The organism is Reyranella sp. CPCC 100927 (genome assembly GCF_007859315.1).
Lineage (GTDB): Bacteria > Pseudomonadota > Alphaproteobacteria > Reyranellales > Reyranellaceae > Vineibacter.
In genome coordinates, this window is the sequence record NZ_VOHA01000012.1 from 186,882 (window position 1) to 197,486 (window position 10,605).

9 protein-coding genes are annotated in these 10,605 nt (G+C 66.8%); 5 read left to right on the top strand and 4 right to left on the bottom strand.

Annotated elements, in window-relative coordinates; all coding sequences use genetic code 11:
- The first annotated feature begins 198 nt into the window (after window positions 1-198).
- Complete coding sequence (locus FQU96_RS27340; RefSeq protein WP_146544531.1) at window positions 199-2,523, top strand: Tex family protein; 2,325 nt, start codon at window positions 199-201, stop codon at window positions 2,521-2,523.
- Between the two features lie 121 nt (window positions 2,524-2,644).
- Window positions 2,645-3,124, top strand: a complete 480-nt coding sequence (locus FQU96_RS27345; RefSeq protein WP_146544532.1) for a hypothetical protein — start codon at window positions 2,645-2,647, stop codon at window positions 3,122-3,124.
- A 27-nt stretch (window positions 3,125-3,151) separates the two neighbouring features.
- Here the strand turns inward: FQU96_RS27345 and carB are convergent, their stop codons facing one another.
- Window positions 3,152-6,463, bottom strand: coding sequence for a carbamoyl-phosphate synthase large subunit (gene carB / locus FQU96_RS27350; protein WP_146544533.1), 3,312 nt, complete (start codon window positions 6,461-6,463; stop codon window positions 3,152-3,154).
- A 10-nt stretch (window positions 6,464-6,473) separates the two neighbouring features.
- On the bottom strand, window positions 6,474-7,685 hold the full coding sequence (gene carA / locus FQU96_RS27355; protein WP_146544534.1) for a glutamine-hydrolyzing carbamoyl-phosphate synthase small subunit: 1,212 nt from the start codon (window positions 7,683-7,685) through the stop codon (window positions 6,474-6,476).
- Window positions 7,686-7,884: 199 nt separating this feature from the next.
- On the opposite strand from carA, the gene FQU96_RS27360 reads away from it, so the two are divergent.
- The gene (locus FQU96_RS27360) at window positions 7,885-8,343 is read left to right on the top strand and encodes a GatB/YqeY domain-containing protein (RefSeq protein WP_146544535.1); all 459 of its coding nucleotides are present in this window, start codon (window positions 7,885-7,887) and stop codon (window positions 8,341-8,343) included.
- A 32-nt stretch (window positions 8,344-8,375) separates the two neighbouring features.
- The gene (locus FQU96_RS27365) at window positions 8,376-8,609 is read left to right on the top strand and encodes a CopG family ribbon-helix-helix protein (RefSeq protein ID WP_146544536.1); all 234 of its coding nucleotides are present in this window, start codon (window positions 8,376-8,378) and stop codon (window positions 8,607-8,609) included.
- A 55-nt stretch (window positions 8,610-8,664) separates the two neighbouring features.
- On the opposite strand, the gene FQU96_RS42810 is transcribed toward FQU96_RS27365, so the two are convergent.
- Both FQU96_RS42810 and FQU96_RS27375 read right to left on the bottom strand, forming a co-directional pair.
- Complete coding sequence (locus FQU96_RS42810) at window positions 8,665-8,832, bottom strand: type II toxin-antitoxin system RelE/ParE family toxin (RefSeq protein WP_255468588.1); 168 nt, start codon at window positions 8,830-8,832, stop codon at window positions 8,665-8,667.
- A 123-nt stretch (window positions 8,833-8,955) separates the two neighbouring features.
- Complete coding sequence (locus FQU96_RS27375; protein WP_146544537.1) at window positions 8,956-9,186, bottom strand: hypothetical protein; 231 nt, start codon at window positions 9,184-9,186, stop codon at window positions 8,956-8,958.
- A gap of 115 nt (window positions 9,187-9,301) precedes the next feature.
- Between FQU96_RS27375 and dnaG the strand changes: the two genes are divergently transcribed.
- A partial coding sequence (gene dnaG / locus FQU96_RS27380; protein ID WP_146544538.1) for a DNA primase occupies window positions 9,302-10,605 on the top strand: 1,304 nt, incomplete at its 3' end.

Genomic DNA, 10,605 nt, shown 5'->3' on the forward strand with positions numbered 1-10,605 from the left:
CATGCCTCGGGTACCGCTGTCGCCTATTCTAGCGCCCCGCTCACCGACCGCCAGCGGGGGTCCCGCGACGCTGCCATGTGCGCGGTCGGATTCTGCCGCATCAACCTGTGGAGAAGCACGCCGCCCCGGCGCACGCATAGTGATCCCGAATCGGCTTTTTAATAGAGTGTGCGACTCATCACAGTCGACGAGCAGCGTATGAACGATACAGATCAGGTCACCAAGGCGCGTCAGGGCATCGCATCGATCATTGCGTCAGACATCGGTGCGACGCCGCAGCAGGCAGCGGCCGCCATAACACTGCTCGACGAGGGCGCGACGGTGCCGTTCGTGGCGCGCTACCGCAAGGAGGTGACCGGCGGTCTCGACGACACGCAATTGCGTCTCCTGGCCGAGCGGCTCGCCTACCTGCGCGAATTCGATGCGCGGCGCGAGGCAATCCTGTCGTCGATCCGCGAGCAGGGCAAGCTCACGGATGAACTGGAAGCCAAGATCGCCGCCGCGCAGACCAAGGCCGAGCTGGAAGATATCTACCTGCCCTACAAGACCAAGCGGCGGACCAAGGCCGAGATCGCGCGCGAGCGCGGGCTGGGGCCGCTGGCGGAAGCCATTCTCGCCGACCGGACCGCGGTACCGGTGGAGCTGGCCGCGGCCTACGTTACGGGCGACGTGCCTGATACCAAAGCGGCGCTCGACGGCGCGCGCGACATCCTGGCCGAACGATTTGCCGAGAACGCCGATCTCGTCGGCCAACTGCGCGACTACATGAAGGAACGGGCCTTCCTGCGTTCGCGCCTCATCGAGGGCAAGCAGGAAGCCGGTGCGAAATTCTCCGACTACTTTGACCACGCCGAGCGCTGGTCCGGTGTGCCGAGCCATCGCGCGCTTGCCATGCTGCGCGGCCGCAATGAGGGCGTGCTGTCGCTGAACATCGAGGTGGACGCCGACGATGCCTCGCCGGTGAAGCCCGTGGAACGCATGATCGCACAGGCCTCTGCCATCGGGAGCACATTGCCGGGCGATCGCTGGCTGATGGAGGTGGTCGGCTGGACGTGGCGCGTCAAGCTCTCCCTGCATCTTTCTGTCGACCTGATGGGGGCTCTGCGCGAACGCGCGGAAGAAGAAGCCATCCAGGTCTTTGCCCGCAACCTCAAGGACCTGCTCCTGGCCGCGCCGGCCGGCTCGCGCGCCACGATGGGCCTCGATCCTGGTATCAGGACCGGCGTCAAGGTCGCCGTGGTCGATGGCACGGGCAAGCTTCTGGCGACGACCACCGTCTATCCCTTCCCACCGAAGAACGACGTCCGCGGCACCCAGGCCGAGCTCGCCAGCCTGATCCGCCGCCATGGCGTCGAACTCGTCGCCATCGGCAATGGCACGGGCAGTCGCGAAACCGAGAAGCTGGTGGCGGAGATGCTGGCCGACATGCCGGCACCGAAGCCGCTCAAGGTGATCGTGAGCGAGGCCGGCGCGTCGGTCTATTCCGCGTCGGAAACCGCCGCCGCCGAATTCCCGCAGCTTGACGTATCGCTGCGCGGGGCGGTGTCGATCGGGCGGCGGCTTCAGGACCCGCTGGCCGAGCTGGTCAAGATCGATCCGAAGTCGATCGGCGTGGGGCAATACCAGCACGATGTCGATCAGTATCGCCTGGCGCGCTCGCTCGACGCCGTGGTGGAAGACGCCGTGAATGCCGTCGGCGTCGATCTCAACACGGCATCCGCCTCGCTGCTGGCGCGCGTATCGGGTCTCGGCGCGTCGCTGGCCGAGGCCATCGTGAAGCACCGCGACGCCAACGGACCGTTCTCCCGCCGGCAGGACCTGCTCAAGGTCACACGGCTGGGGCCGCGCACCTTCGAGCAATGCGCCGGCTTCCTGCGCATCCCCAACGGGACCGAGCCGCTGGATGCGTCCTCCGTCCATCCGGAAGCCTACGGGGTTGCCAAGAAGATCGTTGCCGCCTGCGGGCGCGACGTGCGCACGCTGATGGGTGACAGCGCCACCCTCAAGGCGCTCGATCCGCGCGTTTTCGCCGACGAACGCTTCGGCCTGCCGACGGTACGCGACATCATCGCGGAACTGGACAAACCGGGCCGCGATCCGCGGCCGAGCTTCAAGACGGCGACCTTCGCCGACGGCGTCGACGACATCAAGGACCTGAAGCCGGGCATGCTGCTGGAAGGCACGGTGACGAACGTGGCGGCCTTCGGCGCGTTCGTCGATATCGGCGTGCACCAGGACGGCCTGGTGCATGTCTCGCAACTGGCCGACCGGTTCGTGAAGGATGCGCATGACGTGGTGAAGGCGGGCGACGTCGTGAAGGTGCGCGTTGTCGACGTCGACATCCCGCGCAAGCGCATTGCGCTCTCGATGCGGCAGGATGCGGGCCGCGGCACCGCCAGGCCGCCGCAGCGCGACGACCGACGCCAGCAGAACGCGCCGCGACACGGGCAAGCCCGAGCGGACAAGCCCCCGTCACAGGGCGCGCTCGGTGCCGCGCTGGCCGAGGCCCTCAGGAAACGTTAGCGGCCGATTGTCATGCCTGGGAGCGCGGGCGTCCCGCCCGCGCGCCCAGGATGTCGCGTTTGTACAATTGTCCCGGCCCGTTCCTCCCTAAATTGGTCGTTCACTCATCACGAGGACGGGCATGCATATCAGGACGCTCCTTGTTGGCATTGCGGCCGTGGCGACCGTTGGCCTTGCCGGCGCCGCAGCGCAGGCCGAATGGAAGCAGCAGGAACTGAAGTTCAAGCCGCCCGTGTATCTGGTGATGTCGGAAAGCGCGCCGCTGAAGACGTTGACCTTCCAGTGCGGGCCGAAGCAGGAACTGCACGCCGCGCTCTTGGCCATGGGCCTCGATGTCGAGCCGGAAGCCGACGTGCCCGGCACCATCGACACGGAGACCGGGCCGGCGAAGCTGGTGTGGAAGAGCACGAAGCAGACGAGCGGCCTGGTGCCAGTGCAGATGACCGGCGACGCCGCCGCCAAACTGATGGACCGCGTCGGCACGGCGAAGAAAGCGTCGTTCACCGTGCGGCAGAAGAGCGGCACGATCGAGACGTGGTCGTTCACAGGCGATGCGGCGCCCCGGATCGCCTGGCTGAAGCAGAAATGCGCCCTGAGGTAAGGCGGCGGCCGTCGCGCCGCCCCGACGTCAGAAGGCGCGGCTGAAGTAGGACTGCAGCGGCGCCACGTCGAGCGCGTCCGCCTTCATGGCGGCGATCCCCTCGACGGCGGCACGCGCACCGGCGGCCGTGGTGTAGTACGGGATGCGGTTCATCAGCGCGGTGCGCCGCAGGGTGAAGGAGTCGGCGGTCGACTGGGCGCCTTCGGACGTGTTGATCACCAGCTGCACGCCACCGTCCTTCATCAGGTCGACGATGTGCGGCCGTCCCTCCAGCACCTTGTTGATGCGCGTGGTCTCGACGCCCTCCTTGCCGAGATGGGCTGCGGTGCCGCTGGTGGCCACGATGCGGAAGCCGAGCTCCTGCAGCTTGCGCGCCGCGGCGACGATGCCGGCCTTGTCGCGGTCGCGCACCGAGATGAACACCGTGCCCTCGGTCGGCACCTTGGTACCGCCGCCGAGCTGCGACTTGGCGAAGGCGCGGCCGAAATCGCGATCGATGCCCATCACTTCGCCGGTGGAGCGCATCTCCGGTCCCAGCATCACGTCGACGCCGGGGAAGCGGGCAAACGGGAACACCGCTTCCTTCACCGCGATGTGGCCGCCCTTCATCACCGGATCGAGGTCGAGGTTCGCCAGCCGCTCGCCGGCCATCAGGCGGGCGGCGAACTTGGCGATCGGCAGGCCCTTGGCCTTGGCCACGAACGGCACCGTGCGGCTGGCGCGCGGGTTCACTTCCAGGATGTAGACGACGCCGTCCTTGACAGCGTACTGCACGTTCATCAGGCCGCAGACCTTCAGCGCCTTGGCCAGCGACACCGTCTGGCGCTCGATGTCCTCGACCACCGCCTGCGGCAGCGAGTACGGCGGCAGCGAGCAGGCCGAGTCGCCGGAATGCACGCCGGCCTCCTCGATATGCTCCATGATGCCGGCGACGAAGACGTTGCCCTCGGCGTCGGCCAGCGCATCGACGTCGACCTCGATGGCGTCGCGCAGGTAGCGGTCGAACAGCAGCGGGTTCTTGCCCAGCACCGTGTTGATCTGGCCGGTCTTGTCGTTGGGGTAGCGGATCCTGACATCCGGCGGCACCACTTCCGGCAGCACGCCGAACAGGTAGTCGTTGAGGCCTGTCTCGTCGCGAATGATCGCCATGGCGCGACCGCCCAGCACGTAGGACGGGCGCACGACCAGCGGCAGGCCGACGTCGGCCGCCACCATCCGCGCCTGCTCGATCGAATAGGCGATGCCGTTCTGAGGCTGCTTGAGGTTCAGCCGCTCCAGCAGCCGCTTGAAGCGATCGCGATCCTCGGCCAGGTCGATGGCGTCGGGCGTGGTGCCCAGGATCGGGATGCCGGCCGCCTCCAGCGGCTTGGCCAGCTTCAGCGGCGTCTGGCCGCCGAACTGCACGATCAGGCCCAGCAGCTCTCCCCGGCTCTGCTCCTTGCGCACCAGCTCGATGACGTCCTCGGCCGTCAGCGGCTCGAAGTACAGCCGGTCGCTGGTGTCGTAGTCGGTCGACACCGTCTCCGGGTTGCAGTTGACCATGATGGTCTCGAAGCCGGCATCGCGCAGCGCGTAGGCCGCGTGCACGCAGCAATAGTCGAACTCGATGCCCTGCCCGATGCGGTTGGGACCGCCGCCAAGGATGATGATCTTCTTGCGATCGCTGGGCTCGGCCTCGCACTCGGCCGGCTGCACGCCGTCGCCCTCGTAGCAGGAATAGAGATAGGGCGTGCGCGAGGCGAACTCGGCGGCGCAGGTATCGATGCGCTTGTAGACCGGACGCACATCGAGCGTCTGGCGCAACTGGGCGACATCGGCTTCGGTCGACTTGCCGAGCTCGGCCAGGCGCGCGTCCGAGAAGCCCATCTTCTTCAGCGCCAGCAGGTGCGCGCGATCCTTCGGCACGCCACCGGCGCGGATCGCGTCCTCGACGTCGACGATCTCCTTGATCTGGCGCAGGAACCATGGCTCGTACTTGCAGGCCTGCGCCACCTCCTCGACCGACAGGCCGTGGCGGAAGGCTTGCGCGATGGTGAGCACGCGGTCCGGCGTCGGCCGCGCCAGGGCCGCGACCAGCGCCGCCTTGTCCGGCGCGTCCTTGATCTCGATCTCGTTGAGGCCGGTGAGCCCGGTCTCCATCGAGCGCAGCGCCTTCTGCAGCGACTCCTGGAAATTGCGGCCGATCGACATCGCCTCGCCGACGCTCTTCATCGACGTCGTCAGCGACGGCTCGGCGCCGGGAAACTTCTCGAACGCGAAGCGGGGAATTTTGGTAACGACGTAGTCGATGGTGGGCTCGAACGAGGCCGGCGTCACGCCGGTGATGTCGTTGGCCAGTTCATCGAGCGTGTAGCCCACGGCGAGCCGCGCGGCGACCTTGGCGATCGGGAAGCCGGTGGCTTTCGAGGCCAGCGCCGAGCTGCGCGACACGCGCGGGTTCATTTCGATGACGACCATGCGGCCATCGCGCGGATTGACCGCGAACTGCACGTTCGAGCCGCCGGTATCGACCCCGATCTCGCGCAGCACCGCGATCGAGGCGTTGCGCATGATCTGGTATTCCTTGTCGGTGAGCGTCAGCGCCGGCGCCACCGTGACCGAGTCGCCGGTGTGGATGCCCATCGGGTCGACGTTCTCGATCGAGCAGATGATGATGCAGTTGTCGTGCTTGTCGCGCACGACCTCCATCTCGTATTCCTTCCAGCCCAGCACCGACTCTTCGACCAGCACTTCCTTGGTCGGCGAGGCCTCCAGGCCGCTCTGCACGATGTCGAAATATTCGTCGCGGTTGTAGGCGATGCCACCGCCGGTGCCGCCCAAGGTGAACGATGGCCGGATGATCGCCGGCAGGCCGACGAACTCCACAGCCTTCACCGCGTCCTCGCGGTTGTGCACGATCTGGCTGCGCGGCGAGTGGAGCCCGATGCGGGTCATGGCGTCGCGGAACAGCAGCCGGTCCTCGGCCTTGTCGATCGCCTCGGCATTGGCGCCGATCAGCTCGACGCCCAGCGCCTCGAGGCGGCCATCGCGATGCAGCGCCATCGCCGTGTTCAGCGCCGTCTGACCGCCCATCGTGGGCAGCACCGCGTCGGGCCGCTCCTTCTCGATGATCTTGGCCACCATGTCGGGCGTGATCGGCTCGATGTAGGTGGCGTCGGCCAGCCCGGGATCGGTCATGATCGTGGCCGGGTTGGAGTTCACCAGGATCACCCGGTAGCCCTCGGCCTTCAGCGCCTTGCACGCCTGCACGCCGGAGTAGTCGAACTCGCAGGCCTGGCCGATGACGATCGGGCCGGCGCCGATGACGAGGATGGATTTGATGTCGGTGCGTTTGGGCATCGCCAGCCCCTCACTTGGTCTTCTTGTGGGCCGCGATCATGTCGACGAAACGATCGAACAGGTAATGGCTGTCGGTCGGTCCGGGTGATGCTTCCGGGTGGTACTGAACGGAGAACGCCGGCTTGTCGGTGAGCCGCAGGCCCTCGTTGCTGCCGTCGAACAGCGAGACGTGCGTCACCTCGACGTTCTGGGGCAGCGATTCCGGCATGACGACGAAGCCATGGTTCTGGCTGGTGATCTCGACCTTGCCGGTCGTGAGATCCTTGACCGGCTGGTTGGCGCCGCGATGGCCGCGCGCCATCTTGGTGGTCTTGCCGCCGACCGCCAGCGCCAGCATCTGGTGGCCCAGGCAGATGCCGAACAGCGGCACGCCCGATTGCAGCACGCCCTGGATCGCCGGCACGGCATATTCGCCGGTGGCGGCCGGATCGCCGGGGCCGTTGGACAGGAACACACCGTCGGGCTTGTGGCGCAGGATGTCCTCGGCCGTCGCCGTCGCCGGCACCACCGTCACCTTGCAGCCGGCGTTGGCGAGGCAGCGCAGGATGTTGCGCTTGGCACCGTAATCGACGGCGACCACGTGGTACGTCGGCGCCGTCTGCTTGCCGTAGCCTTGGCCCAAGGTCCACACCGACTCGTCCCAGCCATAGGTCTGCTGGGTCGAGACCTCGATCGCGAGGTCCATGCCCTCGAGGCCGGGCCAGTTGCCCGCCTTCCCCACCAATGCCGGGATGTCGAACTTGCCGTCGGGCGCGTGCACGACAATGCCGTTGGGCGCCCCGCCGTCGCGGATGCGGCGGGTGACCTGGCGCGTGTCGACACCGCAGATGCCGGGCAGATTATGCGATTTCAGCCAGGCATCGAGCGGGCGCGCGGCACGCCAGTTGGCCGGCTCGGTGATGTCCTGGCGCAGCACGACGGCGCGCGCCGCCGGCGTCACGGTCTCGATGTCCTCGTCGTTGGTGCCGGTGTTGCCGATGTGGGGGAAGGTGAAGGTGATGATCTGCCCGGCGTACGACGGGTCGGTGATGATCTCCTGATAGCCGGTCATCGACGTGTTGAAGCAGACCTCGCCCACCGCCATGCCGGGCGCCCCGATTCCGCGGCCCCAGAACACGGTGCCGTCGGCCAGCACCAGGGCAGCCGTCGCCCCGGCGGGTTGTTCGGGCGCAGCCCGAGTCCCGGCGCCCGGAGCGGCACCGGTCGAAGGAGGAATGGTCATGATGGCGGATCCGATCGTGCAGACGCGCACCGGCCGGCGGGCCGGCGGCGCGAAACCCGGCGCTTTGTAATGTTCGCCCGGCGCCGCGTCAACCCCGGCCGGTTGTTAAAAACGCAAGTCATTTCAATAGGTTATTTTCGTTGATCCGGACTGACCACAGGACTATGGTGCGCCCCTTCAACGTCCCCTTGAGGCAATCATGTTGCGCGAGAAGCTCAACGAAGCGCTGAAGGATGCCATGCGCGCCAAGGATACGGCGACGGTATCGACCGTGCGGCTGGTCCTGGCCAAGTTGAAGGACCAGGATATCGACGCGCGCGGCAAGGGCAACCAGAGCGGCATTTCCGATGCCGACGTGCTGGTGATGTTCGGCGGCATGATCAAGCAGCGCAACGAGAGCATCGCCGCCTACACGCAGGGCGGTCGCCAGGACCTCGCAGACAAGGAGCAGGTTGAGATCGACGTCATCCGCCGCTTCATGCCGCAGCAGCTCGACGCCGCCGGTGTCGAGGACGCGGTGCGCAAGGGCATCGAAGCGACCGGCGCCACCAGCGTCAAGCAGATGGGCCCGCTGATGGCCTGGCTGAAGGCCAACTACGCCGGCCAGATGGATTTCTCCCAGGTCGCCGGCACGGTGAAGAAAGCGCTGGGTGGGTGAAGGCTGCTATACTGGCGTCAGGAGGGTCTCGGATGCCCGACTCCAGCGTAACGCTTAATCTGAGCGACGAAGATCGAGAGCGGCTGGCCCGCCTTGCTGCGGAGACCGGCCGGAGCGAAGGCGCGATCGCTGCAGAAGCCCTGCACGCTTATCTGGATGTGCAGAGCTGGCAACTGCGGGAGATTCGCAGGGGTCTTGCTGAAGCTGATGCAGGAGACTTTGCCAGCCCGGAAGAAGTTGAGGCGATGTTCCGGAAATGCAGGTGATGGAGCTTCACGGGCTGCGAGCGGCGGTCGTCAGCACGGTCGCATGCAGCCGGGCTCAAAAAATACCCGGCATCGTCGACGGATCCCTGGACGCATGGCGTACTGCGTGGATGACGATCTCATCGTCACTGACTTCGTAAAAAATCAGATAGGGATACGGCCGCGCCGTGACGCGGCGAATATCGGATTCCTGCGTCACGATGCCGATGCGAGGGTATTCCAAGAGGAGTTCCGTGACGCTCTTGACGCGTCGGGTGCACGCGCATGGCACCGCGCGGCGATTTTTCGGCGATGTAAGTTAGGATGGAATCCAGGTCCGCAAGTGCAGGAAGCGTATAACGCGGCCTCATAAGCCGTGTTTAGCCCACACGCTCGCGACTTCCTCGTCGGTGGCGAACTCGCCGCGGGCAGCAGCTTCCTTTGATCGCTTAATCGCAACCTGTTCGTCGGGGGTGAGCGGTACCGGTTGCGAGTCATCGCGACCTGTCAGCCTCATGATCGCCCGGGCGATATCATCCTGGTCGGTGGCGGGAAGCTGCCGCACCGCATCCAAGGCCTGATCCAACAGCTTGGTCATGCGCAGAACGTAGGCATGGTGTGCAGGTTTCGATGGCTGGAACTTTACAGCGTTATGCCCCAAATCCCCAGAACCCGGCCATCGACCCAAAACGTTCAAAGCCCTAACATCGCGCATGGCGTTTCCCCCCAACTTCATCGACGAACTGCGCAACCGGATCACGCTGTCGGAGCTGATCGGGCGGCGCGTGGTGTTGAAGCGCAAGGGGCGTGAGTATGCCGGGCTGTGCCCGTTCCATAACGAGAAGACGCCGTCATTCTGGGTCAACGACCAGAAGAATTTCTTCCACTGCTTCGGCTGCGGTGCTCACGGCGATGCCATCGGCTTCACCATGCGCATCGAGAATCTCTCGTTCCCGGAGGCGGTCGAGCGGCTGGCTGGTGAAGCCGGCCTCGCCGTTCCCGAGACGACGCCGCAGGAACGGGAGCGGGCCAAGGTCGCCGCCACCCTGCACCAGGTGGCAGAAACAGCCGCGGTGTGGTTCGAGCAGCAATTGCGCATGCCCAGCGGCAAGAACGGCCTCGACTATCTGCACGGCCGCGGGCTCGACGACGAGACCATCACCCGCTTCCGGCTGGGCTTCGCGCCAGACAATCGCGAGGCGCTGCAGGCCGCCCTGCGCCGCACCGGCGCCACCGACCGCCAGCTGGTCGATGTCGGGCTGGTGATCCAGCCCGATGAAGGCGGCCGGGCGCCCTACGACCGCTTCCGCGGCCGGGTCATGTTCCCGATCCATGACCGGCGCGGCCGCATCATCGCCTTCGGCGGCCGCATCATCGGCGCCGGCGAGCCGAAATACCTGAACTCGCCCGAGACCGCGCTGTTCCACAAGGGCGACAATCTCTACTGCCTGCACCTGGCGCGTGAGGCCGCGGCCAAGGACCGGCCGGTGATCGTGGCCGAAGGCTACATGGACGTGATCGCCCTCCATGTCGCCGGCTTCGACGGCGCCGTGGCGCCGCTGGGTACTGCGCTGACCGAGGGCCAGCTGGCCCTGCTGTGGAAAGTGGCCGACGAGCCGTTCCTGTGTTTCGACGGCGACAATGCCGGCCGGCGTGCCGCCATGCGGGCAGCCGAGCGGGCCCTGCCCCTGCTGAAACCTGGCAAGAGCCTGCGCTTCGTCACGCTGCCGGCCGGCCACGATCCCGACAGCCTGATCCGCGCCAGCGGCCCGGCCGCTTTCCAGGCCTGCCTCACGCAGGCCCGGCCTCTGGTCGACATCGTCTGGGACATGGAGGCGCTGGGCCATCCCATGGACACGCCCGAGCGCAGCGCCAGCGTCGAGACGGCGCTGCGCCAACGCATCGGCGAGATCGCCGACGCCACGGTGCGCAGCTATTACCAGGACGCCATCCGCAAGCGCCTGTGGGACGCCCGGCGCGGCGGCAGCGGCCGGCGGCCGGCCGGCCGCGGCGCGGC